This is a genomic window from Paludibacterium sp. (assembly GCF_019232825.1).
Taxonomy (GTDB): Bacteria; Pseudomonadota; Gammaproteobacteria; order Burkholderiales; family Chromobacteriaceae; genus Paludibacterium.
Genome location: NZ_JAFAND010000059.1, coordinates 1 through 25,181 on the forward strand (window position 1 = coordinate 1; position 25,181 = coordinate 25,181).

The window sequence follows — 25,181 nt, forward strand, 5'->3', positions numbered from 1 at the left end:
TGAAACAAGCCTACTCCGCTGACAATCAGCAAGGCCATGAGCGCCAACGACAACAGCAAGGTGATCTTTATTTTGATAGTCATCCACCACTCCCTCATTCTTCTCATTGTTAGGTTTTCACCAAGCGAAATGGCAATTTAAATGGTATACACAGTGCCGACAAGAGCATGATTGACTACAGGCGTATCTTGTTCAGGCTAGGAAAGGCCATTACGACATACAAGCGGAATCCGGGAATGTGGCGACAAGGGATGGCAGATCAGCAAACGGCGTCCAACGCCAGGCACCCAAAGGAGAATATGGGTATGCGAAGGACAGCAAATCAGGGGGCGGACGATACAAATGAAAAGACCCAGTCATTGCTGACTGGGTCTTGAATGGGTTGGCTCCCCGAGCAGGGCTCGAACCTGCGACCTGCGGATTAACAGTCCGTCGCTCTACCAACTGAGCTATCAGGGAATTGCCTGAGAGACGCGTATATTACTGACAGCGTCCCTCCCTGTCAAGCCTTTTTACTGCTGGCCTGGCCGCGTTTCCACCTGTTGCAGCGGAGCCGCATCACCCTCACCGGATTGAGCGGTTTGACGCAACGCATCACGGCGACGCAAGCCGCCCGCCATGCCGTCATCCGCCGGCGCCGCAGCCGGCTCATTGCCGGCACGGGTGTTCACCATCACCAATTCGCCCAAATCAACCGGCTGGGTCACATCCTCGACCGCCGGCGCAACCTTCTCGACCGCAACAGGCTCGGCGACGACCGGTTCGACGGCAACGGGCTCGGCAACCTCCGGGGCAACAACGGATTCGGCAACCACCGGCTCGGCCAAGGCCATCACCGCAGGCTCACTGAACGACGTCGGCACCGGTTCGGGCTCGATCGCGGCAACGGTTTCCACCACGACCACGGCAGTCGGTTCGCTCACGGCTTCCGCCTTGGGTTGCGCCGATTCCACTACCACCGGCGCAGCGGGCACATCAAGCGGCATCGCAAGTTGCTCGGCCACGGGAGAAACCGTGCTTACCGGCGCCGGTTCGCTTGCGGGCAACGCCTGCGATACGGACGTAGCCACTGGCTCGACCGGCGCAATGACAGACTCTTCAATCTGGGGCGCAGACACAGCCTCTTCAGCCGCCATCGTTTCCTGTTGGCCTGCCTCAGCGGCTACCTCGGCCTCCGATTCCACGCCACCTTGCTCGCCGTTGTCGCGTCGGCGACCCCGGCTGCGACGGCGGCGGCTACGCTCGGAGCGCTCGCCACTTTCCGCTCCATCGGCGGCAACAGGCTGCTCAACCTCTTCGCCTTCCACCAATTTTGCTTCTTCGATAGGCGCCTCATCCACCGGCAGCGGCTGACGGCGTCGCGACGGCACGTTCTGCTCGCGCGGCGCACGTTCGGCGCGCGGCGCGTCGCTCGCGGTCTCCTCGCGGGTCTCGCGCTCTCGGCGCGGGCGCTGCTCGTTGCGGTCCTGACGCTCGTTGCGGTCCTGACGCTCGTTGCGGTCCTGACGCTCGTTGCGATCCTGACGCTCGTTGCGCTCCTGACGCTCGTTGCGCTCCTGACGCTCGTTGCGCTCCTGACGCTCGTTGCGCTCCTGGCGCTCGACACGGTCCTGACGTTCGCCACGCGGCTCCTGGCGGTCTCCACGCGGCTCCTGGCGGTCTCCACGCGGCTCCTGGCGGTCTCCACGCGGCTCCTGACGTTCACTACGCGGCTCCTGGCGGTCACCACGCTCTTGGCGACCTTGGCGGTTATCCGCCTGACCCGGATTGCGACGGCGATTCCCCTCCTCGCCGGGCGCGGCGCGGCGCTCCTCACGCGGCGCATCGCGCCGTGCCTGACCAGCGGCGGGCCGACGGTCGCCACGGCGTGGCGGACGTTGAGCCTCGCGCGCCTGCGGCGCCTTCTTCGCGGGCTTCTTCGCCTGCTCGTCGCCATCGGCGAACAGTCCCTTCAACCAGCTGCCCAGACGGGCGAACAGTCCGGGCTCTTCCGTCTCGGTCGGGCGGGCCGCCACTTGCGGCGCCGGCTGCTGTGGCGTAATGCCTTTCACCGCCGCTTCCTGGCGCTCGACCTTCGGCTTTTCTTGACCGAAGTTGGTCACCACGTCTTCTTCCTGCACTTCGACGCGGCTGTAACTTGGCGCATCGCCCAGTTCGCTCAAATCATCGTGACGCAGACGCACGATTTTGTAGTGCGGCGTTTCCAGATAAATGTTCGGAATCAGCACCACGCTAACGTCGAGCCGCTCTTCGATCATGTGGATCTCGGCGCGCTTTTCGTTCAGCAGGAAGGTGGCGACATCAACCGGCACCTGCGCGTGCACGGCGCCGGTGTTTTCCTTCATGGCCTCTTCCTGAATGATGCGCAGGATATGCAACGCCGAGGATTCGGTGCCACGAATGAAGCCAATGCCGTGACAACGCGGGCACGGCTCGTGGCTCGTCTCGCCCAGCGACGGCTGCAGGCGTTGGCGCGACAGCTCGAGCAGACCGAAACGCGACAGTTTGCCCATCTGAACCCGCGCGCGGTCATGCTTGAGCACTTCGCGCAGACGGTTTTCGACGTCGCGCTGGTTCTTCGCGCTCTCCATGTCGATGAAGTCGATGACGATCAAGCCGCCCAGGTCGCGCAGACGCAATTGACGGGCAATCTCTTCCGCGGCCTCGAGGTTGGTCTTGAATGCCGTTTCCTCGATGTCGGCACCCTTGGTGGCGCGCGCCGAATTCACGTCGACGGATACCAACGCCTCGGTGTGATCGATGACGATCGCGCCGCCGGAAGGCAGTTGCACGCTGCGCGAGAAGGCGGTCTCGATTTGGTGTTCGATTTGGAAGCGGGAGAACAGCGGCACCTGATCCTTGTACAGCTTGACGCGGCTCAGGGTATTGGGCATGACGTGGCTGATGAATTGGCGCGCCTGGTCGTGAATTTCTTCCGTATCGATCAGAATTTCACCGATATCGGCATGGTAGTAATCACGGATAGCGCGGATCACCAGGCTGCTTTCCTGCAGGATCAGGAACGGTGCGCTTTGCGCGCCCGCCGCGCCCTCGATGGCACGCCACAGTTGCAGCAGATAGCCCATATCCCATTGCAGCTCCTCGTAGCTGCGGCCGATCCCTGCGGTGCGGGCGATCAGGCTCATGCCCTGCGGCACTTCCAACTGGCCCAGCAGATCCTTCAGTTCCTGCCGTTCCTCGCCCTCGATACGACGGGACACGCCGCCGCCGCGCGGGTTATTCGGCATCAACACCAGGTAACGCCCAGCCAAGCTGATGTACGTGGTCAGCGCGGCGCCCTTGTTGCCGCGTTCGTCCTTTTCCACCTGCACGATGACTTCCATGCCTTCGCGCAGCACATCCTGGATGCGCGGGCGGCCGCCGTCGTAATTTTGGAAATAGGTGCGGGAGACTTCTTTGAAGGGCAGAAAACCATGGCGTTCGGTGCCATAGTCGACGAAGCAGGCTTCCAGCGAGGGTTCGATACGGGTGATGACGCCTTTGTAGACGTTCCCCTTACGTTGCTCCTTGCCGACCGTTTCGATATCCAGATCGACGAGCTTCTGCCCATCGACGATCGCCACGCGCAGCTCTTCCGCTTGCGTGGCGTTAAACAACATCCGTTTCATTCTATTTTCCTTGCGCGGCACTCACGCAAGGCACAGCAAGTATTTGACGGCCCAGTGGCTAAAATGGGCGCTTTCCGAAAGAAGTGTCTGTATAAAGAACAATAAATCAATATATCAAGCCGACTTCCTGAAGTACGTCACACGGGCGTTGCATTTTCCGTCGCGCGTCGGTCCGTCTTGCCTGGACCTGCTTCGGCGCCGTGACACCCGTGCCGGGTCAAACTTTGCCATGGTACCCCCTGACTGGCTTTTGCATCAGGAGATGGAATACTGGTGAGTGCGCTATGTGTCCAAATGCATTACCATCGCTGCTTTTCGGTGAGCGAGTTAACCTCGGCTGCGTGCGCAGATTGCGGCGTCAGGTCAGGGCCATGCCCTGCCGGCCGTATGGCTGCGCAGCAGCAGCGTCTTTGAGCGGACACCGCTCGCGACCTTGCTCTGCAGGTTTTGCCATGACCATTTCTTTGGTCAAGCGCAGGAAGTATAAGCAAAATGACTGATATTCGCAAAGATTCCGTTACCTTCCACCAGGTCGGCGAAGACGCGGCCGGGCAACGGATCGACAATTACCTGACGCGCCTGCTCAAAGGGGTGCCCAAAAGCCATATTTACCGCATCCTTCGCTCCGGCGAAGTGCGCGTCAACAAAGGCCGCGCCGACGCCTCGCGCCGCCTCCAAGCCGGCGACACGCTACGCATCCCACCGATCCGGCTTGCCGAGCGCGACGAATCCGTCGTACCCGGCGCCACCTTCCCCGTCGTGTATGAAGACGACGCCATGCTGGTGATCGACAAACCCGCCGGCGTGGCGGTGCACGGCGGTAGCGGCGTATCGTTCGGCGTCATCGAACAGTTGCGCCGCGGCCACCCGGAATACCGCTATTTGGAGTTGGTCCACCGGCTCGACCGCGAGACCTCCGGCCTATTGATGCTGGCAAAAAAGCGTTCGGCGCTGGTAAAGCTTCACGACATGATGCGCGAAAGCACGCCGGACAAGCGCTATCTGGCGCTCGGGGTCGGCCATTGGGACGCCCAGAAGAAGCATGTCAAATTACCGCTGCATAAATTCACTACCGGCGATGGCGAGCGCATGGTGCGCGTGACCGAGGACGGATTGAGCGCGCACACCATTTTCAGCGTCGAACGGCGCTTTCGAGATTTCACGCTGGTCGAGGCCCGGCTACGCACCGGCCGCACGCACCAAATCCGCGTGCACATGGCCGCCAGCGGCTGTCCGATCGCCGGCGACGAAAAGTACGGCGATTTCGCGCTGAACAAGGTCTTGGCCAAGCGTGGGCTGAAACGCATGTTCCTGCACGCCTGGCGCCTTTCGCTGCCGCATCCGCTGACCGGCGCGCCGCTCGAATTGAGCGCGCCGCTGCCGCCCGACCTGCAACGCTTCCTGGACACCCTGCAAAACGATGAGCCAAGCCTTTGATTTGATCGTCTTCGACTGGGACGGCACGCTGATGGACTCCACGGCGCACATTACCCGCGCCATCCAGCATGCTTGCGCCGATCTGGGGCTCGCCGTGCCGGATGCCCGCCAGGCGCGCGCGGTCATCGGGCTCAGCCTGGCCGAGGCACTGGCCACGGCCTGCCCAGACCTGCCGCCGGATCGCTATCCGGAAATGGTAACGGCCTATCGCAATCATTTTTTCATCGGCGACGAGGAAGTGGATCTGTTTGCCGGCGTCGACGCGGCCCTGGCCGAATTGTCCGCGGGCAGCGCGCTGTTGGCCGTGGCCACCGGCAAGAGCCGGCGCGGCCTGGAACGGGCACTGACGGCAACCGGGCTTGCACGGACATTCGCCGCGACGCGCACGCAAGACGATTGCCCATCCAAACCCCACCCCGCCATGCTGCTGGAATTGATGGACCAGCTGGGCGCAGCCCCCGGCCGCACGTTGATGGTCGGCGACACCACCCACGATTTACGCATGGCCGAAGCCGCCGGCACGTTGGCGGCCGGCGTGCTGTCCGGGGCGCACACGCGCGAAGAGCTGGCGACTTGCCCTACACTAGGGTTGTTCGAAGACTTCGAGGCGTTCTACGCATGGTTGAAGACACAGACCACCTGATCTGCCCGTCGGCCGAGCTGGTCGAACGCGGCCCGGCCAGGCGCTTCGACATACCGGCCGAACCGTGCGCCTGGCCCGCCTTCGTTGTCCGCTATCAAGGCAAGGTGTACGGCTATCTCAATGCTTGCCGGCACGTCCCCGTGCAGCTCGATTGGCGCGAAGGCGAGATATTCGATCTGAGTGGGCATTATCTGATCTGCAGCATGCACGGCGCGCGCTATCTTCCCGATAGCGGCGTGTGCGTCGCCGGCCCGTGCAAGGGACAGCGCCTCATCCCGGTCATCACAAAGGAGTTGAACGGGATGATATATTATGTCAAACCAATCGCCGCGCCAGAGCGGCCCGCCCCTGGAGTCACCGAGTGAGCGATCAAAACTGGGAACGCACCCTGCTAGAACAACTGGCCAGCGCCGCGCTGGTCGAACAACGGCGCGCGCGCCGCTGGAAGATCTTCTTTCGCTTCGCGTGGCTCCTGTTGTTCGCCGCCGTGGCCGCCTCGCTGTTCTGGCGCGGCGACGACAAGTCCGTCTCACGCCTGACCGGCGGCGGCCATGCGGCGATCCTGCGTCTGGATGGCGAAATCAGCAGCGAGAACGAAAGCGCCGACAAAATGATCCAGGGACTGGCGGACGCCTATGCCGACAAAGACACGCGCGGCATCATCGTGCGCGCCAACAGCCCTGGCGGCAGTCCCGTTCTCTCGGGCATGGTCTATGACGACATCCGCCGACAGAAAAAACTGCACCCGGCCATTCCGGTGTATGTTGTCGTCGAGGAAATGTGCGCGTCAGGCTGTTATTATATTGCTAGCGCAGCGGATAAGATTTTCGTCGACAAAGCCAGTGTCGTCGGCTCGATCGGCGTGCTGTCCGACGGTTTTGGCTTCACCGGCCTGATGGACAAGCTGGGCATCGACCGCCGCTTGAAAACATCCGGCGAGAACAAGGCGATGGGCGACCCCTTCTCGCCGGTCAATCCGAAACAGGAAGCGGTCCGCCAGCAATTGCTGGACGACATTCACGCACAGTTCATCAAGGCGGTGCGCGACGGACGCGGGCAGCGGTTGAAGGAAACACCCGACATGTTCAGCGGGCTGATTTGGATTGGAGAGAAAAGCATCCCGCTCGGCTTGGCGGATGGCTACGGCACCGTGGCCTCGGTCGCGCACACCGAGTTGAAAACCGACCAGACGGTGGACTACACGCCAACCGACGATCTGGGGAGCCGCGTGGCGCGCCGCTTCGGCGTTGCCTTCGGCACCGGCTTGAAGAGCTTGTTCGACACACACCTGTTCTGACACGAGGACTGGAAAGAGGAATTCGTCATGCCACGAAAACTGCCGGACGATCACGACAATCACGACCGTTGGCTGGTCTCTTACGCCGACTTCATTACGCTGTTGTTCGCCTTCTTCGTCGTGATGTATGCCATTTCCTCGCTCAACGAGGGCAAATATCGCGTACTGTCCACATCGCTGGTCAACGCCTTCCGTTCCGGCACCAACATCAGCCTTAGCACGAACCCGAGCGGCTCGGCCAACACGCTGATCCAAGTACCGGAAACCAAGCCGATCGCCAAATCGGTTCAAAGCGAGGCGGCCGTGCGCGAACAAGCCAAGCTTGGCAAGCTCGCGGCCGACATGCGGCGCATCCTGGAGCCACTGGTCAAAGGCGGCCAGGTCAAGATTTCGCAAAACCCCAAGGGGATCGAGATCGAAATCAAGGACAGCGCGCTCTTCCAGACCGGTCAGGCACAACCGTCGGACAATTCGGTCCAGGTGTTGACCCAGGTCGCCACGCTGCTGACCCGCGTCGACAATTCGGTCAGCGTCGAGGGCTTCACCGACAACGTGCCGATCAAAACCGCCAACTTCCCGTCCAACTGGGAATTGTCCGCCGCCCGCGCGGGCAGCGTGGTGCGACTGTTCCAGGAAAACGGCGTGGCGCCGGATCGACTAGTGGCCGTAGGCCGCGCGGAAAACATGCCGGTGGCCAGCAACGACGCGAGCGATGGCCGCGCCCGCAATCGCCGGGTCTCCATCACGGTACTGACCAATGACGTCTCTTCGGCGTCTGGGCAATCGGTGCCGGTGGAGCAGATGCGGGCACTGAAGGATTTCGCGGCGTCGGCGCCGCTCAGCGCGGCACCGCCAGCGCAATAACCCTAGCCACGCAGTCAACGGGAGACTTTGCATGACCACCCCCATTGGAAAATCAGCCCTGGATCAGCTGTTCTACAATGCCCGCACGCACAGCCACTGGCAAAAGCGCCCGGTGCCGGAGGCCCTATTGCACCAGCTGTTCGAACTGCTCAAGCAGTGCCCGACCAGCGCCAACTGCTCGCCGGCCCGTTTCGTCTTCATCACCAGCACCGATGCCAAGGCCCGGCTGCTGCCTTGCCTGGCGGAAGGCAACGTGGAAAAGACCCGCGAAGCGCCGGTCACGGTGATCGTCGGCATGGACTTGGCCTTCCACCAGCACTTGCCGCGGCTGTTCCCCCATGCCGACGCGCAAAGCTGGTTCAACGGTCATGATGAACTCATCAAGAGCACCGCGTTCCGCAACAGCGCGCTGCAAGGCGCCTACCTCATTCTCGCGGCGCGCGCGCTGGGGCTGGATTGCGGACCGATGTCCGGTTTCGACGCCGCGCTGATCGATGCGGCCTTCTTCCCGCAGGGCAACGTGCGCACCAACTTCCTGATCAATCTCGGATACGGCGAGGCAAGCAAGCTTTATGGCCGCTCTCCGCGTTTCGACTTCGACGAAGTCTGCCAAATCCTGTAAAATCGCGCTTGCTTCTCGATCCCATGCCCGGCGCCGCCGGGCATTTTGCTGGAGAAAATCCGCGATGCTCTATCCGCTGCTACGCCCGCTACTGTTCCGGCTCGATCCGGAAAAAGCGCACGAACTGACGCTGCGGTCGCTCGATCTGGCGCATCACTGTCATCTCATGCGGCTAGCCGTGCCTGCACCGGTGATCGCGCCGGTCACGGCCATGGGCATCACCTTCGCCAACGCAGTGGGCTTGGCGGCGGGCCTGGACAAGAATGGCGCTCATATCGACGCCTTGTTCGACATGGGGTTCGGCTTTGTCGAAATCGGCACCGTGACGCCCCTACCCCAGCCGGGCAACGACAAGCCGCGCATGTTCCGCGTCGTCGAACAGCAAGGCATCATCAACCGCATGGGCTTCAACAACCTCGGCGTCGACGCGTTGGTGGCCAACGTCCGCCACAGCAAGCGCGCGGGCATACTAGGCATCAACATCGGCAAGAACGCCGTCACGCCCATTGAACGCGCCGCGGACGATTACTTGGCGGCGATGGACAAAGTCTATCCGCTCGCCGATTATATTGCGGTCAACATCTCGTCGCCGAATACCAAGAATCTACGCCAGTTGCAGCAGGGAGACGAATTGTCCGCCCTGCTGCTGGCACTGAAAACCCGCCAGCAGGCGCTCGCCGATCAGCATGGCCGCTACGTGCCGCTGGCGGTCAAGATCGCACCCGACCTTGATGCCGCGCAAATCGCCGATATCGCACGCTTGTTGATTGCGCATCGCATCGATGGCGTCATTGCGGGCAACACCACGCTGTCGCGCGACGCCATCGCCGGACACCGTCATGCGGCCGAAGCGGGCGGCCTATCCGGCGCGCCGCTCACCGACAAAGCGACTGCACTGATTCGCGCGCTCGCCGTGGAACTCGACGGCGCTTTGCCTATCATAGGCGTAGGAGGTATTTTGTGCGGACGTGATGCTACGGATAAAATCGCAGCGGGCGCCACACTGGTACAGCTATACAGCGGCCTGGTCTATCGCGGCCCGGCCCTGATCGCGGAAATCGCCCGGGCAATTGCCCAGCGTGCCGCGAACGGTAATTGAATTCTGTTTCACTGTAAGGGAGACCAAACATGTATAAGAAGGCAATGGCGATGACACTCGCCGCCGCGCTGGCAGGCGGCATGCTGGCAGGTTGCGCTACCGATTCGGCCATGGTGTACTCGCAAGGCCAGACGCGCCAAGCGCAAAGCGTTCAGTTGGGCACGGTCATTTCGGTCCATGCCGTTAAGCGCGAAGGCAGCAACAACGAACTCTTGACGCTGGGCGGCGCCGCACTGGGCGGCATCGCCGGCAGCAACCTCGGCAACGGCAACAGGGCCAACGCCGCTGGCGCCATCGCCGGCGCCCTGTTGGGCGGCTTTGGCGCGCAAGCCGCGCAAAAGAGCATGGGCACGAAGGACGCCTATGAAATCACCGTCAAGCTCGATAGCGGACGCCTGATTTCCATCGTGCAGGACACCGACGTCCAACTGGAAGTCAACCAACGCGTGCGCGTCCTATCCGGCGGCGGCACCGACCGCGTCGTACCGCTGTAAACAACGCGGCTGAAAACGACGACGCCCCGCTTTGGCGGGGCGTCATTTTTTAGCTGTGCGCCGGATCAAACGGCACCCATCGCCCGGCAGATAGTCGCTCCAGCGGCCGGTAAGACGATTTGTAGGCCATCTTGCGGCTCTGGGCGATCCAGTAGCCGAGATACAGATGGGAAAGCCCTAGCTGGCGGGCCAAATCGATCTGCCACAGCACATTGTAAACGCCGTAGCTCGCGTGTTTGTCGTCCGGGTCGTAATAGGTGTACACCGCGGACAGTCCATCATCCAGCCTGTCGATCAAGCTCACCATCTTCAGCGTTTCTCCCTCGCGGAATTCCGCGAGCCAACTCTCCACGCCGCTTTTCAAGATGAACTCGGCGTATTGGGCCGGATCATCTTCGGACATGCCGCCGCCTCGGTGCCGCGCCGCCTGATAGCGGCGGTACAACGCATAGTGCTCGGCGGAATATTTGAGCGGCAGCAGGTGCACAGTGAGATTGCCGTGGAGCTTCCAGGCGCGGCGCTGGCTGCGATTAGGCGCGAAGTCGCGCACGGGCACCCGCACCGGAACGCAAGCCTGGCACAAATCGCAATAGGGGCGATACGTATGCAACCCACTGCGGCGAAACCCCAACTGCACCAGTTGACTGTAGACGCGGCGATCGATCGATTCGGCGGGGATGGCCACCTGCGAGCGCGCCTCACGGCCTTGCAGATAGCTACAAGCATAGGGCGCGGTCGCGTAAAAGTGGATGGCCACAAACTGGCCGGCGTCACGATGGCTCATTGCGGTAATGGTAATTCCACAGGTTGATGGGCTGCGCTCGGGCAAGCTGCTCTTTCAGAGTAGCAAGAAACGCGTCGCGTGGAATCAATCTCGCACCTAAACTGGCCAAGTGCGCGGTGTGCATCTGACAATCGATCATACCGCAGCCGTGCGCCGCCAAGTGGCGCACCATATGCACGAAGGCCAGCTTCGACGCGTCGCTTTGGCGCGAGAACATCGATTCACCGAAAAACATCGTGCCGAGTGAGACGCCGTAAAGTCCACCCACCAGCTCGCCATCGATCCACGTTTCCCAAGAATGCGCGACGCCGCGGTCGAACAACCGGCAATACGCATCGACCATCTCCGGCAGAATCCAGGTGCCGCGCTGGCCGCGCCGCGGCGCGCCACAGGCCTCCATGACCTGGCGAAACGCGGTGTCGACTCGGATTTCGTAACGGGTATTGCGCAAGGTCTTGGCGAGCGAACGGCTGACCTTGAGCTGAGGAGGGAACAACACCATGCGCGGCGCCGGACTCCACCATAGGATGGGCTCATCCGGACCATACCAGGGGAAAATGCCGTGCGAATAGGCAGCAAGCAGACGCGCAACGGACAAGTCGCCCCCCGCGGCCAAAAGGCCGGGTGGGTCGTCAAGCGCGGACTCGGGCGGCGGAAAGACCGGCGCGCGCCCTAGCCAAGGAAGCATCAGGACTCCTGTCCGGCTCCGTGTTTAGCCAAGCAATCCGGACACTCGCCATACATGTACAGCGCGTGTTCCATGATGCGGAAACCGTGTTCGCCGGCAATCCGGTCCTGCAACGCTTCGATCTCCGGATCGAAAAACTCGACCACCCGCCCGCACTGCACGCACACCATATGGTCATGGTGCCCACCCTGGTTCAATTCGTACACGGCCTTGCCGGTCTCGAAATGGTGCCGCACCAGGATACCGGCCTGCTCGAACTGCGTCAGCACGCGGTAAATCGTGGCCAGACCGATGTCGATGTTTTCGGCCAGCAAAGTGCGGTAAACGTCCTCAGCGGACATATGGCGCACGCCGGCAGTCTCGAACAGGTCCAGAATTTTCAATCGGGGGCCGGTCGCTTTCAGGCCGATATCTTTGAGGTGACTGGCTTTGCTCATCGTGATATAAAGTGGCATCAGATTTAGGCCATCATAATGCCTTTTGGCTGGTTTGCCTAATTCATCCCGAATTTTTCGCTACTCGTTGTGGAGTCTCATGCGCGCCCTGACCCTCGTTGCCGTCATAGCCCTTTCAGGCTGCACCTATCTCAACCCCGCGAACTGGCACCCCTACCATATGGATATTCAGCAGGGCAATCTAGTCACCCAGGACGACGTTGCCCGGCTCAAGGTCGGCATGACCCGCTCGCAGGTGCGTTTTGTGCTCGGCACGCCGCTCATCGTCGACAGCTTCCACGCCAACCGCTGGGACTACAAATACCAACTGTTCCAAAACGGCAAGAAGGTCGCCGATAAACACCTGACGGTCACCTTCAACGGCGACGTATTGAGCCAGATCGACGGCGACGCCATGCCGCCGGAAGTGCCGGCCGCGCGCCTCGACACCTCGGCGCCCGCGGCTTCCGCACCCGCCGCGGCGACTCGCCCATGAAGCCGCTGAACGTCGTGATCGTCGGCGCCGGCGGGCGCATGGGCAAGACCCTGATCGAAGCCGTCCTCGACCAGCCGCAGGCTTTCCGCCTGCACGCCGCGCTCGACCGTCCCGAATCGCCCGAACAGGGCCGTGATGCCGGCGCATTGCTCGGACACGACACCGGCGTTGCCATCACCCATGACGTCGAGGCCGCGCTCGCGGACGCGGATGTGCTGATCGACTTTACCCGTCCCGAGGCCACGCTGGACTACCTCCAGACCTGTGCCGCGCGCGGGGTCAATATGGTGATCGGCACCACCGGTTTCGACGCGGAGGGCAAGCGGGCCATTACCGCGGCCGCTCAGCGCATCGGCATCGTCTTCGCGCCGAATTTCAGCGTGGGGGTCAATCTGACGTTCAAATTGCTCGACATCGCCGCCCGGGTCTTGTCCCAGGGCTACGATATCGAGATCGTCGAAGCGCATCATCGCCATAAGGTCGACGCACCGTCCGGCACAGCGCTGGCGATGGGCGAGGTCGTCGCCCAGGCGCTAGACCGCGATCTCGACGCCTGCGCCGTCTATGGCCGCGAAGGCACGACCGGCGCGCGAGACCCGTCCACCATCGGCTTCGCCACCGTGCGCGGCGGCGATATCGTCGGCGACCATACGGTGCTCTTCGCCGGAACCGGCGAACGCGTCGAAATCACCCACAAGGCATCGAGCCGCGCCACCTTTGCACTCGGCGCGCTCCGCGCCGCCGGCTGGCTCGCTCAGCACAAGCAGGGGCTCTTCAATATGCAGGACGTCCTGGACCTCCACTGAGGCAAGCCGTCCCATGCGTCTGTTGCCTTTCGTCGTGCTCATGTCCGCCGTCATCGCGCTGACGGCGGGCACCGCGCTGACGCTTACACCCGATGGCAGGCCCGAACCGCTCCTTGCCCTCTTTTCCGGCAATCTTCCGCCCATCGAACGCGAACTGTTGTGGCAGCTGCGCCTGCCGCGCCAGTTGCTGGCCTTTACGGCCGGCGCGCTGCTGGCCGCGGCCGGCGGCGCCATCCAGGCCCGATTCAAGAATCCGCTCGCCGAGCCGGGGCTCATCGGCATCAGTGGCGGCGCAGCGCTTTCCGCGGCGTTAGCGCTGCAATGCGGCTTACCGACGCCCTGGGTGCCGCTGGCCGCTTTCGGCGGCGGCTTGGCCGCGCTCGGTCTCACCAGTCTGATGAGCCGTCCCGGCACCGATGGCGACCGCCTGATTCTCGCCGGCATTGCCGTCAATGCCATTTTCGGCAGCCTTTTGACCATACTGATCGCCACCCTGCCGGACGGCTCGCTGCGCACCATCACTTTCTGGCTGATGGGTAGCTTCGCCAATGCCGATTGGCCGCAGGCGGAGCGTTTCGTCATCGCCGCGCCCATCCTGCTTTGGCTGCTGTTTCGCGAGTGGCGCCTGCTCAACGCGCTGCAGCTAGGCGCGGCAACCGCATTTCATCTGGGGTTCGACGTCCGTCGCGGCGGCGCCCGCGTCGTGCTGTTGGCCGCGCTGGCCACCGCGCTGGTGGTGTCTCATTGCGGCATGGTCGGCTTCGTGGGTCTGATGGCGCCGCATTTGGCGCGTCAACTGGTCGGCAGCCACGCGCGCCGGCTGCAGATCGCGGCGCCCTTGTTGGGCGGCTGGCTCGCGCTTTTGGCCGACTGGCTGGCGCATAGCTTGATCTACCCGGCCGAACTGCCCGTCGGCGTAATCACCAGTCTCGCCGGCGCGCCCTTCTTCCTGTGGCTATTATGGCAAAGCAATCGTCGGAGGCGGCATGCTTGAAGCGCGCCGCTTGACCTTGCGCCGCGGCGAGCGCGCGCTGATCGACGACCTCTCGCTCACGGCGGCTTGCGGCGAACTGACGCTGATCGTCGGACCCAACGGTGCCGGCAAAAGCACGCTGCTCTCGCTGTTATCCGGGCTCACGCCGCCCACCAGCGGCGACCTGCGGCTGGCCGGGCGCGATGTGCGCACACTCAGCGCCCGGGATCTGGCGCGCCTGCGCGCCGTGGTCGAACAAGAACCGGGTTGGCAGCCGGGCTTCAATGCCGCGGAGCTGGTCATGATGGGCGGTTACCTGCAAGGCGGTAGCCGAAACGGCTGGCGCGAGGCGATGCGGCTGATGCAGTGCGATGCGTTGGCAAAACGCCAGCTGGAGACGCTATCGGGCGGCGAGCGCCAACGGGTGCATCTGGCGCGCGCGCTATGGCAGCTCATGAGCTCCGGCGAATCGCAGCGCTTTTGGCTGCTGGACGAACCGACCGCCGCGCTCGATTTCGGCTTGGCCGATGCGCTGTTGGCCGAAGTGCGCGCCCTGGCGCAGACCCTGCGTCTCGGCGTCGTCGCCGTGGTGCATGACTTGAATCTAGCCTGGCGGCACGCCGATCAGATTTTATTGATGGAAAGCGGCCGTGGCGCCGCTTTCGGTCCCCCTGGCGAGATCATGCAAAAAGACCGGCTGGAAGCCCTTTACGGTGTCCGCTTGGCCGAGCTGATCAGCCACGATGAACAACTGCGCGCGTTCGTTCCGCTCGCCGAGCCGCGAACGCGCGATTAACACCACGCTATTTCGAGGAATTCAATTGCAAGCACGACATATTATTTCTCTGAGCCTGAGCTTGGGGCTGCTGCCGTTATCCGTTCATGCCGCGGCCACCGACCCCACTCCCCTGATCGACCAATATACCCGGCAACTCCGCGCCGCCGCCCAGCCGGTCGGCCTCACGCTGGTGGTGGTCGACGGCAACCGTACCTGGCAACGCTATCTCGGTGAAACGCACTACGGCAACCACACGCCGCCGCAATCGGACACGCTGATTCGTATTGCCTCGCTCAGCAAGCTATTCACCGGCGAAATGCTGGTATCGCTGGCCGCCGATGGCCGGCTGAGCCCGAACGACCCGCTGCAAAAATACGCGCCGGCCGGTGTTGCCGTGCCGCAAGGCGGCAAGGGACAAGTCATTCGGCTGATCAATCTGGCCACCCACACCAGCGGCCTACCGCGCGAAATGCCAGGCGAACGCCCCGCCGACGCGCCCGTATTCTCCTGGCCGACCACCGGCCAACGTTGGCAGTGGCTGGCGCAGGGACGGTTGAACGCCGTGCCGGGCACGCGCGCGGCTTACTCCAACCTGGCCTTCGATTTTCTGGCCGACGCGCTCGCGCGCGCTGGCGGCAAACCCTATCCGGTCTTGCTGCGGGAGAAGATCACCGCCCCGCTCGGCATGAGCAATACCACGTTCACCCCCTCGGCGGCGCAATGCGCCCGGCTGATGGATGGCATCGACGCGAGCCCCTGTACCGACTCGCAGTCGGCCGAAGGCAGCGGTGGACTCTACTCCACGCCGCACGACATGGCGCTGTGGCTGCAGGCACAGTTGCATCCGAAAAGCCCGGTGCTGCAGCGTGCCCAGCAAATGGTCTACCGCCGGCGCGATTTGCGCGCCATCAACGGCATGGATCACGCGGGTCAGGCGGATGCGCTGGGGCTCGGCTGGGTCTACATGGACGCGCGCGCCGGTCAGCCGGCCATGCTGCAGAAGACCGGCGGCGGCGGCGGTTTTTTGACTTATGTCGCCATTGATCCGCAACGCCGCATCGGCGTGTTCGTCGCCATGACGCGTAGCCGGCATATCTCGCCGCGCGGCATGATCAATCAGGCCAACAAGCTGGTGACGGCGCTGGCGACGCGCTAGGTTAAAAGCAAAGGCCGCCCGTTTAGGGCGGCCTTTGCGGCAAGGGAAACCGCCGCTAGGCGATCTGATACTCCTGCGGCAACGCCTTGGCCTCGAAGGTCTGACAGACGTGCCCGCTTTCGTCCATGCTTTCCAGCCGGACGTCGAAGCCCCACAACCGCGCCACGTGCTTGAGCACTTCCTCGGTGCTGCTCTCTTCCAACGGCCGGCGCTGGTACATGCTATGACGCAAGGTCAGGCTGCGATCGCCGCGAACGTTCACCGACCACACCTGGATATTGGGCTCGCGCGAACCCAGGTTATATTGCTCGGACAGCTTCTGACGCACCTGCTGATAGCCGTCCTCGTCGTGGATCGACGTGATCTCCAGTTTGTCGTCCAAGTCGTTGTCGCGGATGCTGAACAGGCGGAAGCTGCGGATCAGCGTCGGCGACAGATATTGCGAGATGAAGCTTTCGTCCTTGAAGTTGCGCATGGCGAAATCCAACACCTCGCGCCAATTCCCGCCGGCAATGTCCGGAAACCAGGCACGGTCCTCGTCGGTCGGCGCCTCGCAAATGCGGCGGATGTCCTGATACATGGCAAACCCCAGCGCATAGGGGTTGATGCCGTGATACCACTTGGCGGTCACCGGCGGCTGATAAATCACGTTGGTGTGCGACTGCAAAAACTCCAGCATCGCGCCGTCGGTCACCCGCCCCTTGTCGAACAGCCGGTTCATGATGGTGTAATGCCAGAACGTGGCCCATCCTTCGTTCATCACCTGCGTCTGACGCTGCGGATAGAAATATTGCGCCACCTTGCGCACGATGCGCACGATCTCGCGCTGCCACGGCTCCAACAGCGGCGCCGACTTCTCGATGAAATACAGCAGATTTTCCTGCGGCTCCGGCGGGAAACGCACGCTGCCCTTGTCGGCATCGTCGCGATCGCGGCGCGGAATGGTCCGCCATAGATCGTTGACCTGCATCTGCAGATAGTGCTCGCGCTCCTCCTGCCGCGCCTGCTCCTTGGCCAGCGACAGCTTCTGCGGCCGCTTGTAGCGGTCGACGCCGTAGTTCATCAGCGCGTGGCACGAATCGAGCAGGCTTTCCACCGCGTCGATGCCGTAGCGCTCCTCGCAGCGGGCAATATACCCCTTGGCGAACACCAGATAGTCGATGATGGCCGAGGCGTCGGTCCACGTCTTGAACAGGTAGTTGCTCTTGAAGAACGAATTGTGACCATAGGCGGCGTGAGCAATCACCAGCGCCTGCATGGTCATCGAATTTTCCTCCATCAGATAGGCGATGCAAGGATTCGAGTTGATGACGATCTCGTAGGCGAGCCCCATCTGGCCGCGTTTGTAGCTTTTCTCCGTCGAGACGAAGTGCTTGCCGAACGACCAGTGATGGTAGTTGACCGGCATGCCGACCGACGAATACGCGTCCATCATCTGCTCGGCGGTGATGATCTCCAGTTGCACCGGATAGACATCCAGGCCAAATTCGTCCACCGCGATGGCACGGATCTCGCGGTCGTATTCATCGATCAGGTCGAAGGTCCATTCGGAACCGGTAGAAATCGGCGTCATGGCGCATCTCCTTCAGCGTGAGGCTGGCTGGCGCTTGAACAGCTCGCGGAACACCGGATAAATATCCGCCGCCGCGTGGATCTTCTGCATGGCGAAGTGGCGGTTGCGTTCCTTGACGTTCAGATATTCATACCATAGATTTTGCGGCTCGCCGTCGGTGATCTCGATATAGGCGTAATACTGACAATACGGCAGCAGTTGCTCCTCCAGTATGCGCGCGCAGTTGGCCGAGTCGCTGTCCCAGTTGTCGCCATCCGAGGCTTGGGCGGCATAGATGTTCCAGTCGCTGGTCGAATACCGCTTCTGGATCACCTCGCGCATCAGGTTGAGCGCCGAGGACACCACGGTGCCGCCCGACTCGCGCGAATGGAAAAAGTCGTGCTCGTCGACCTCGACCGCACTGGTATGGTGGCGGATAAAAACGACCTCGATCTTGTCGTAATTGCGCTGCAGGAACATGTACAGCAGGATGAAGAAGCGCTTGGCCATATCCTTCTTGGCTTCGTCCATCGAGCCGGAAACGTCCATCAGGCAGAACATCACCGCCTGGCTCGTCGGCATCGGCAACTTGATGCGGTTGTTGTAACGCAAGTCGAACGGGTCGATGAAGGGAATGCTGGCCAGGCGCTCGCGCAGCTTGTGGATCTTCTCGCGCCGTTGGCGCACGTCGAGCGCCACGTCGTCGTCGGACTCGATCAGGGCATCGAGCTCCTCCTCCGCCTCGTTAAGCTGCGTCAAGGTCGGGGCCGCCATCGCCACACGGCGCGCCAACGCGCCGCGCAACGAACGCACGATGCTGATGTTGGTCGGCGTGCCGTCGTTGGTGTAGCCCGCGCGCACCGATTTGAGCTCGTCGATCCCCATCAGCTGGGTTTTGATCAAATTGGGCAGCGCCAGATCGTCGAAGAACACGTTCATGAACTCTTCGCGCGACAGCTCGAAGGCGAAGTCGTCCTCGCCCGAGCCGTCCTTGCTGGCCTTGCCGCCCCCGCCGCCCGCGCCGCCGCCCTGGGGCCGGTCGATGCGGTCGCCGCGCACGTAATCCTCGTTGCCCGGATGCACGTTCTCCCAGACGCCGCCTTGCCCGTGATGGAATTGCGGCTCGGAGATATCCTTGACCGGAATCGACACTTTTTCGCCGCTATCGATATCGGTGATGCTGCGCCCCTTGATGGCGCGTGACACGGCCTCCTTGATTTGCGCCTTGAAACGGCGCAGGAAACGCTCGCGGTTGACCGCGGACTTGTTCTTGCCGTTGAGACGTCGATCGATCAGATGAGCCATGGCGACCTCGCTTGGGGCGCCCGTTGGGGCGCCCCGCTTCAGAATGGTGGGAGCCGTGCCTTCATGAGGACTTACGCACGCGCAAATACCATTCGCACAAGAGCCGCACCTGCTTGGCGGTATAGCCCTTCTCGACCATGCGGTTGACGAAGTCTTCGTGTTTCTTGGCATCCTCCGCGCTGGCCTTGGCGTTGAACGAAATCACCGGCAGCAGCTCCTCGGTGTTGGAGAACATCTTCTTCTCGATCACCGTGCGCAGCTTCTCGTAACTGGTCCAGGTCGGGTTTTTGCCGCCGTTGCTCGCCCGGGCCCGCAACACGAAATTGACGATCTCGTTGCGGAAGTCCTTCGGGTTGGAAATCCCCGCCGGCTTCTCGATCTTCTCCAATTCGGCGTTCAGCGCGTTGCGGTCGAAAATCTCGCCGGTATCCTGGTCGCGGTACTCCTGGTCCTGGATCCAATAGTCGGCGAAGGTCACATAGCGGTCGAAGATGTTCTGGCCGTACTCGGAGTAGCTTTCCAGATAGGCGGTTTGGATCTCCTTGCCGATGAACTCGACATACTTGGGCGCCAGGTACTCCTTGATGAACGACATGTAGCGCTGCTCGGTCTCGGCCGGGAACTGTTCGCGCTCCACCTGCTGCTCAAGCACGTACAGCAGGTGCACCGGGTTGGCGGCCACTTCGGTGTGATCGAAGTTGAACACCTTGGACAGGATCTTGTAGGCGAAGCGCGTCGACAGCCCGCTCATGCCCTCGTCCACCCCGGCAAAATCGCGATACTCCTGCAGCGACTTGGCCTTCGGATCGGTATCCTTCAGGTTTTCGCCATCATAGACCTGCATCTTGCTGTAGATGCTGGAGTTCTCCGGCTCTTTGAGGCGCGAGAGCACCGCGAACTGCGCCATCATCTTCAGCGTGCCCGGGGCGCAAGGCGCGCTCCCCAGCGAGGAGTTGGTGATCAGCTTGTCGTAGATGCGGATCTCGTCCTTGACGCGCAGGCAATACGGCACCTTGACGATGTAGATCCGGTCGAGGAACGCCTCGTTGTTCTTGTTGTTGCGGAACTGTTTCCACTCCGATTCGTTCGAGTGGGCGAGAATGATGCCGTCAAACGGAATCGCGCCAAACCCCTCCGTGCCCTTGAAGTTGCCTTCCTGGGTCGCGGTCAACAGCGGGTGCAGCACCTTGATCGGCGCCTTGAACATTTCCACGAACTCCAACAGCCCCTGGTTGGCCAGGCACAGCCCGCCGGAATAGCTGTAGGCATCTGGGTCGTCCTGCGCGTATTTCTCCAGTTTGCGGATGTCCACCTTGCCGACCAGCGACGAGATGTCTTGATTGTTTTCGTCGCCCGGCTCGGTCTTGGCCACCGCGATCTGGCGCAGCACCGACGGATAGCGCTTGACCACGCGGAATTGGCCGATGTCGCCGTTGAATTCGTGCAGCCGCTTGACGGCCCACGGGCTGGGGATCGGTTTCAGGTAACGGCGCGGAATGCCGTATTGCTCTTCCAGAATCGGGCCGTCTTCCTCGTAGTTGAACAAGCCCAACGGCGACTCGTTAACCGGTGAACCCTTCAAGCAATAGAACGGCACGAGTTCGGTTAGCTCCTTCAGCTTCTCCGCGATCGACGACTTGCCGCCCCCCACCGGACCGAGCAGGTAAAGAATCTGCTTCTTTTCCTCCAAGCCCTGCGCGGCGTGACGGAAATAGGCCACCACCTGCTCGATGACCTCTTCCATGCCGTAGAAATCGCGGAAGGCCGGGTACACCTTGACGATTTTGTTGCTGAAGATACGGGATAGTCTCGAATCGTGGCGCGTGTCGACCAGTTCAGGTTCGCCGATTGCCATCAACATGCGCTCGGAGGCCGTGGCGTAAGCCCCGGGGTCCTGCTTGCACAATTCGAGATATTCCTGGATGGTGAATTCTTCTTCACGGGTACGATCGTAGCGCGTCGCGTACTGACTGAAGATATCCGGGTGCATGGCTCTCTCCTGGCAAATTGCAGGGTAACGCGGGACTGCTTGTTCGCACCCAGCGCCCCTTGCACAAATTAGAGTGACTGCAGCAAATTCCGTTCTGTTTTTTTAGGGTATAGCACAATGACAGGCCGATGACACAAGCCAGAAAGCCCGATAAATCCGTCGTTTCAGGCGACAATCGTCGCGACGGCAGGAAAAAACACTGTAGAAACAAAAACAAACGAGACAAAGAAAAGCATCAACATGTGTTGCTAACGACGGGTAAGAATCTTTGCGCCGATCTCGTATAAGCGATGACGCTCCAGTTCGTTGCAGCGACGTACCTCCACCTCAGCCTCGAACGGCCGGCCGGGCACGCTGCCGACGGCTGGCGTCAGCACCAGCACCATCAGGTGCTCGCCGTACTGCGGCACATAGGAAGTATGCAGCGCGATGCCATCGACCGAAATATCGGCGCACTCGCCATAGTGCGTCTCGCCGGTGTGCAACGATTTGATGCGCGCCTTGCAGCGCATCGACACGCGGCGCGAGCCGCGTCGGTTGTGATGGGAATCAAACGGCACCGGGCATTCTCCCTTCAAGATGAGCTTGCAGCCAGTAAAGACCGACCAGGCTCTTGCTATCACAGATTGCACCGTTGAGCGTTCGCGCGATCACTTCCGTCAGCGGTAAGGTCACCACCTCGAGAAACTCGCCATGATCGAGCTGTCGCTCCGAAAGCGTCAGTCCACGCGCCAAAAAATAATGAATCTGTTCGTCGGCATAGCCGATGCACGGGTGCGCGGTACCGAGAAACGTCCACTCGCGGGCCGAGTAGCCGGTTTCCTCCATGAGCTCGCGCCGCGCGCATTGCTCGCGCGCTTCTCCGGGATCGAGCTTGCCGGCGGGAATCTCGAGAAACTCACGCCCGGCCGGGTAGCGATATTGCCTCTCCATCACCAGCCGGCCATCGTCCGTCAGCGCCAATACCGCCACCGCGCCGGGATGGCGGATATATTCCCGCCAGCTTTCGCTTCCGTCCGGCAACCGAATACGATCGCGCCGCACTTTGAGGAACCCACCCTCGAACACCAACTGCGAATCAATCGTCTTCTCGGTCAAATCCACGGCAACCCTTTCATGCCACAGTAAAAAAATCGATGAGATCGGCCGAGCTCATTGTACCGGCGGTCGCCAGCCGTAAACACAAAATATTGAGTTCATTCTAGTACACGATCTCCAGATATACCGAAAACCTGCATCCAACTCGCCCAGCGCCCTGTGCAAAAATACAACGCAAGCCGCCCCCCGCCCCCCCTCCCGAACGTCATATAACACTTGTCAAAGGCCGAAAAATAATTTAAACAAACGTTTGAATAATTGACGCGCCGCGCAGCCTCCTCAAAGACAGGTCATGAACCGCATGGCCGCCGGGCGCCAATCTCGATGAAGCGACTGCTTAACGCCACCGCACGACCTGGAGAAACCCATGCCCGCTTATCACGCCCCGCTGCGCGATTTTGACTTCGTTCTCAACGAATTGTTTTCCGTGCAGCAGACACTGCAAACCCTGCCGGGGTTCGAAGAGCTGGACCGCGAAACGCTGTCGTCCTACCTGGAAGCAGCCGCCACCTTCTGCGAAAACGAACTGCAGCCGCTAAACCGAGCCGGCGACGAGCAAGGCTGCCAGTTCGACCCGGCGAGCCATAGCGTCACTACGCCGGAGGGTTTCGCCGCCGCCTATCGCCAGTACTGCGAACTCGGCTTCCCCGGTCTCGATTGCGATCCGCAGTTTGGCGGACTCGGCATGCCCAAGGTGCTCGCCTTCCCGGCAATGGAAATGCTGTGCTCGTCCAACGTCGCCTGGTCGATGTATCCGGGCCTGTCGCACGGCGCCTACGCCGCCATCCACGCGCATGGCAGCGATGCGCAAAAGAACCGGTTCCTGCCTAAACTTGTCGACGGCAGCTGGACCGGCACCATGTGTCTGACCGAGCCGCACTGCGGCACCGATCTGGGCCTGCTCAAGACCAAGGCCGAGCCGAATGGCGACGGCAGCTACGCCATCACCGGCACCAAGATCTTCATCTCGGCCGGCGAGCACGACCTCGCGGACAACATCGTCCATCTGGTGTTGGCGCGCCTGCCGGACGCGCCCAAGGACGTCAAGGGCATTTCACTGTTCATCGTGCCCAAGTTCCACGACGACGGCAGCCGCAACGACGTGTTCTGCGGCAGCCTCGAGCACAAGATGGGCATCCGCGCCAACGCCACCGCGGTGCTCAACTTCGAGGCGGCGCAGGGCTACTTGCTCGGCGAGCCGAACAAAGGCCTCTCCTGCATGTTCACGATGATGAACGCCGCCCGCCTGGGCTGCGGCATGCAAGGTCTGGGCCTGGGCGAGGCCTCCTATCAAGGCGCGCTGGCCTACGCCAAGGAGCGCCTGCAAATGCGCGCGCTCAACGGCCCCAAGGCGCCGGAAAAGGCCGCCGACCCGATCATCGTCCATCCCGACGTGCGCCGCATGCTGCTGACGCAGAAGGCCTATACCGAAGCCGGCCGCGCGCTGACCACCTTCCTCGCGTTGCAGTTGGACATCGAGGAGAAGCACGCCGACGCCGACGCGAAGAAGACCGCCGCCGACCTGGTGGCGCTGTTGACGCCGGTGGCCAAGGCCTTCATGACCGACAACGGCTTCATCACCACCAACCTGGGGGTGCAAGTGCTGGGCGGGCATGGTTACATTCGCGAATGGGGCATGGAGCAGCTGGTGCGCGACAGCCGTATCGGCCAGATCTACGAGGGCACCAACGGCATCCAGGCGCTCGACTTGTTGGCGCGTAAGGTGCTGTCGGACCAGGGGCAAAAGCTGCGTCAGTTCTCCACGCTGATCCAGCAGTTCTGCAAGGAGGCCGAAGAACGCGCGGAACTGGCGGAATTCACCGCGCCGCTGCAACTGTTGATGAAGAACGTGGGCGAAGTCAGCGTCAAGATCGGCATGGCGGCCATGCAGGACAAGGACGAGGTCGGCGCCGCGGCCACCGATTATCTGCGCCTGATCGGCCATCTCACCTACGCCTGGCTGTGGGCGCGCATGGCGGCCGTCTCGTTCGCCCATGACGACGACTTCCACAAGGCGAAGATCGCCACCGCGCGCTTCTACTTCGCCAAGCTGCTGCCGGAAACCCAGGGACTGTTGGCGCAGTTGAAGAGCGGCGCCAAGCCCGTGATGAAGGACGCGGACTGCGCGCTGCTGTAAATAGAACACGCCCCCGCGGGCATTGGCCCGCGGGGGCGTGTCTTTTCTCCAAGCAAAACGGGCTCAGCTATCCTTGCCGCAACACGCCTTGTACTTCTTGCCGCTGCCGCACGGGCAAGGATCGTTGCGGCCGACCTTGTCGCCCTCGCGCCGAACCGTCGCCGGCGCATTGGCCTTGGCATGCCAATAGTTGAATACCGACTGCACGGCGTCGGACAATTGTTCCTTGAAGTCGTCGAGTTCCTCAGGACTGAAGTCCACCAGATCGTCGCCGTCGTCCTCCTCGAACATGCCGCCCAGCGCCATCACCGGCAACAACAGCTCCTCGAAGCCTTCGTCGTCCGCCTTGTCGAACCAGTCGGTCGGCACGCTGTCGAGCGCGTACAGATAGGCATTGCACCACGGCCAGTAGTCCGCCTCGTCAGAATCCTCCTCGGCATAGAGAATCAGATCCAGCGGTTCTCCCGCCGCCAGCGTGTCGGCGGTGGCGTCATACAATTTTTCCAGCAGCGCCAAAAGCTCCGCCTTGTCGGCCTCGCTGCCGAATTCCGGCGCGTCGCCCAAGACCTCGGACCACCAAAACGAAGTCGCGAGCTCGTCCGGGCCGCTGATCAGCGCGGCGAAGAAACCTTGCACCTCATCCGGACGCATGGTGCTGCCGGCGGCAGACAAGGGATTGAGCAGGTGCTCGAGACGGGCCAGATCCTTATCGTCGAATACGGTGTCACTCATGATGCATCCTCGGTTGAAGGGGTTGGGGCGAATTGTAGCCAATAACGGCCCCGGGCGCGGCATATTCGTGAAAATTCATATTGCCCGCTGGCCGTGATGTCGTCCAAAAGGCAAAATTGGCGCTTTGCCGCCCATCAATTAAGATAAAACGCTATACAATCGCGACC

The 25,181-nt window shown here is 61.9% G+C and carries 24 protein-coding genes and 1 tRNA gene; 14 read left to right on the forward strand and 11 right to left on the reverse strand.

Annotation, left to right across the window (positions count from 1 at the left end; translation table 11 throughout):
* Positions 1–383: 383 nt before the first annotated feature.
* Together JOZ06_RS07550 and JOZ06_RS07555 are read right to left on the reverse strand one after the other, a co-directional pair.
* Positions 384–459, reverse strand: a tRNA-Asn gene (locus JOZ06_RS07550).
* 53 nt (positions 460–512) lie between these two features.
* Entirely contained in the window at positions 513–3,629 is a 3,117-nt protein-coding gene (locus JOZ06_RS07555; RefSeq protein WP_293230807.1) for an Rne/Rng family ribonuclease, read from the reverse strand.
* Between the two features lie 492 nt (positions 3,630–4,121).
* On the opposite strand from JOZ06_RS07555, the gene JOZ06_RS07560 reads away from it, so the two are divergent.
* From JOZ06_RS07560 to JOZ06_RS07595, 8 genes are all read left to right on the forward strand, one after another.
* Complete coding sequence (locus tag JOZ06_RS07560) at positions 4,122–5,066, forward strand: RluA family pseudouridine synthase (RefSeq protein ID WP_293230810.1); 945 nt, start codon at positions 4,122–4,124, stop codon at positions 5,064–5,066.
* Positions 5,050–5,709 (forward strand): HAD-IA family hydrolase, encoded by a 660-nt coding sequence (locus JOZ06_RS07565; RefSeq protein WP_293230813.1) that lies wholly within the window; start codon positions 5,050–5,052, stop codon positions 5,707–5,709. The genes JOZ06_RS07560 and JOZ06_RS07565 overlap by 17 nt, the downstream gene beginning before the upstream one ends.
* Positions 5,685–6,074: a Rieske 2Fe-2S domain-containing protein gene (locus JOZ06_RS07570; protein ID WP_293230816.1), complete on the forward strand. Its 390-nt coding sequence runs from the start codon at positions 5,685–5,687 to the stop codon at positions 6,072–6,074. The genes JOZ06_RS07565 and JOZ06_RS07570 overlap by 25 nt, the downstream gene beginning before the upstream one ends.
* Positions 6,071–7,006, forward strand: a complete 936-nt coding sequence (locus JOZ06_RS07575; RefSeq protein ID WP_293230819.1) for a S49 family peptidase — start codon at positions 6,071–6,073, stop codon at positions 7,004–7,006. The genes JOZ06_RS07570 and JOZ06_RS07575 overlap by 4 nt, the downstream gene beginning before the upstream one ends.
* A gap of 27 nt (positions 7,007–7,033) precedes the next feature.
* Positions 7,034–7,870: a flagellar motor protein MotD gene (gene motD / locus JOZ06_RS07580; RefSeq protein WP_293230822.1), complete on the forward strand. Its 837-nt coding sequence runs from the start codon at positions 7,034–7,036 to the stop codon at positions 7,868–7,870.
* Positions 7,871–7,901: 31 nt separating this feature from the next.
* Positions 7,902–8,492, forward strand: a complete 591-nt coding sequence (locus tag JOZ06_RS07585) for a malonic semialdehyde reductase (protein ID WP_293230825.1) — start codon at positions 7,902–7,904, stop codon at positions 8,490–8,492.
* 64 nt (positions 8,493–8,556) lie between these two features.
* On the forward strand, positions 8,557–9,591 hold the full coding sequence (locus JOZ06_RS07590; protein ID WP_293230828.1) for a quinone-dependent dihydroorotate dehydrogenase: 1,035 nt from the start codon (positions 8,557–8,559) through the stop codon (positions 9,589–9,591).
* Between the two features lie 29 nt (positions 9,592–9,620).
* Positions 9,621–10,085 (forward strand): hypothetical protein, encoded by a 465-nt coding sequence (locus JOZ06_RS07595; protein ID WP_293230830.1) that lies wholly within the window; start codon positions 9,621–9,623, stop codon positions 10,083–10,085.
* Between the two features lie 49 nt (positions 10,086–10,134).
* On the opposite strand, the gene JOZ06_RS07600 is transcribed toward JOZ06_RS07595, so the two are convergent.
* From JOZ06_RS07600 to fur, 3 genes are read right to left on the reverse strand one after another with little or no spacing between them, the layout of a single operon-like run.
* Positions 10,135–10,869: an arginyltransferase gene (locus JOZ06_RS07600; RefSeq protein ID WP_293230833.1), complete on the reverse strand. Its 735-nt coding sequence runs from the start codon at positions 10,867–10,869 to the stop codon at positions 10,135–10,137.
* A complete protein-coding gene (gene aat, locus JOZ06_RS07605; protein WP_293230836.1) occupies positions 10,856–11,557 on the reverse strand; it encodes a leucyl/phenylalanyl-tRNA--protein transferase in 702 nt (233 codons plus the stop codon). The genes JOZ06_RS07600 and aat overlap by 14 nt, the downstream gene beginning before the upstream one ends.
* Positions 11,557–11,994: a ferric iron uptake transcriptional regulator gene (fur, locus tag JOZ06_RS07610; protein WP_293230925.1), complete on the reverse strand. Its 438-nt coding sequence runs from the start codon at positions 11,992–11,994 to the stop codon at positions 11,557–11,559. Before fur ends, aat begins: the two co-directional genes overlap by 1 nt.
* 97 nt (positions 11,995–12,091) lie before the next feature.
* Here fur and bamE point away from each other — a divergent pair, with 97 nt between their 5' ends.
* The 5 genes from bamE to ampH are packed head-to-tail and all read left to right on the forward strand — an operon-like array spanning position 12,092 to position 16,200.
* A complete protein-coding gene (bamE, locus tag JOZ06_RS07615) occupies positions 12,092–12,487 on the forward strand; it encodes an outer membrane protein assembly factor BamE (RefSeq protein ID WP_293230839.1) in 396 nt (131 codons plus the stop codon).
* Complete coding sequence (dapB, locus tag JOZ06_RS07620; protein ID WP_293230842.1) at positions 12,484–13,293, forward strand: 4-hydroxy-tetrahydrodipicolinate reductase; 810 nt, start codon at positions 12,484–12,486, stop codon at positions 13,291–13,293. The genes bamE and dapB overlap by 4 nt, the downstream gene beginning before the upstream one ends.
* Before the next feature lie 13 nt (positions 13,294–13,306).
* A complete protein-coding gene (locus JOZ06_RS07625; protein WP_293230845.1) occupies positions 13,307–14,287 on the forward strand; it encodes an iron ABC transporter permease in 981 nt (326 codons plus the stop codon).
* The gene (locus tag JOZ06_RS07630) at positions 14,280–15,062 is read left to right on the forward strand and encodes an ATP-binding cassette domain-containing protein (protein WP_293230848.1); all 783 of its coding nucleotides are present in this window, start codon (positions 14,280–14,282) and stop codon (positions 15,060–15,062) included. Before JOZ06_RS07625 ends, JOZ06_RS07630 begins: the two co-directional genes overlap by 8 nt.
* Before the next feature lie 25 nt (positions 15,063–15,087).
* Entirely contained in the window at positions 15,088–16,200 is a 1,113-nt protein-coding gene (gene ampH / locus JOZ06_RS07635; protein ID WP_293230851.1) for a D-alanyl-D-alanine-carboxypeptidase/endopeptidase AmpH, read from the forward strand.
* 55 nt (positions 16,201–16,255) lie between these two features.
* Here ampH and JOZ06_RS07640 read toward each other — a convergent pair whose 3' ends face one another.
* The 5 genes from JOZ06_RS07640 to JOZ06_RS07660 form a co-directional block, all read right to left on the reverse strand.
* Positions 16,256–17,773: a SpoVR family protein gene (locus JOZ06_RS07640; RefSeq protein WP_293230854.1), complete on the reverse strand. Its 1,518-nt coding sequence runs from the start codon at positions 17,771–17,773 to the stop codon at positions 16,256–16,258.
* A 12-nt stretch (positions 17,774–17,785) separates the two neighbouring features.
* On the reverse strand, positions 17,786–19,057 hold the full coding sequence (locus JOZ06_RS07645) for a YeaH/YhbH family protein (protein WP_293230857.1): 1,272 nt from the start codon (positions 19,055–19,057) through the stop codon (positions 17,786–17,788).
* A 61-nt stretch (positions 19,058–19,118) separates the two neighbouring features.
* Positions 19,119–21,047, reverse strand: a complete 1,929-nt coding sequence (locus JOZ06_RS07650; RefSeq protein ID WP_293230859.1) for a PrkA family serine protein kinase — start codon at positions 21,045–21,047, stop codon at positions 19,119–19,121.
* Between the two features lie 248 nt (positions 21,048–21,295).
* Positions 21,296–21,607 (reverse strand): PilZ domain-containing protein, encoded by a 312-nt coding sequence (locus tag JOZ06_RS07655; protein WP_293230862.1) that lies wholly within the window; start codon positions 21,605–21,607, stop codon positions 21,296–21,298.
* On the reverse strand, positions 21,597–22,151 hold the full coding sequence (locus JOZ06_RS07660; protein WP_293230864.1) for an NUDIX hydrolase: 555 nt from the start codon (positions 22,149–22,151) through the stop codon (positions 21,597–21,599). Before JOZ06_RS07660 ends, JOZ06_RS07655 begins: the two co-directional genes overlap by 11 nt.
* A gap of 361 nt (positions 22,152–22,512) precedes the next feature.
* Here JOZ06_RS07660 and JOZ06_RS07665 point away from each other — a divergent pair, with 361 nt between their 5' ends.
* Entirely contained in the window at positions 22,513–24,282 is a 1,770-nt protein-coding gene (locus JOZ06_RS07665; RefSeq protein ID WP_293230867.1) for an acyl-CoA dehydrogenase C-terminal domain-containing protein, read from the forward strand.
* 63 nt (positions 24,283–24,345) lie between these two features.
* Here the strand turns inward: JOZ06_RS07665 and JOZ06_RS07670 are convergent, their stop codons facing one another.
* Complete coding sequence (locus JOZ06_RS07670; protein WP_293230869.1) at positions 24,346–25,014, reverse strand: UPF0149 family protein; 669 nt, start codon at positions 25,012–25,014, stop codon at positions 24,346–24,348.
* Between the last annotated feature and the right edge of the window lie 167 nt (positions 25,015–25,181).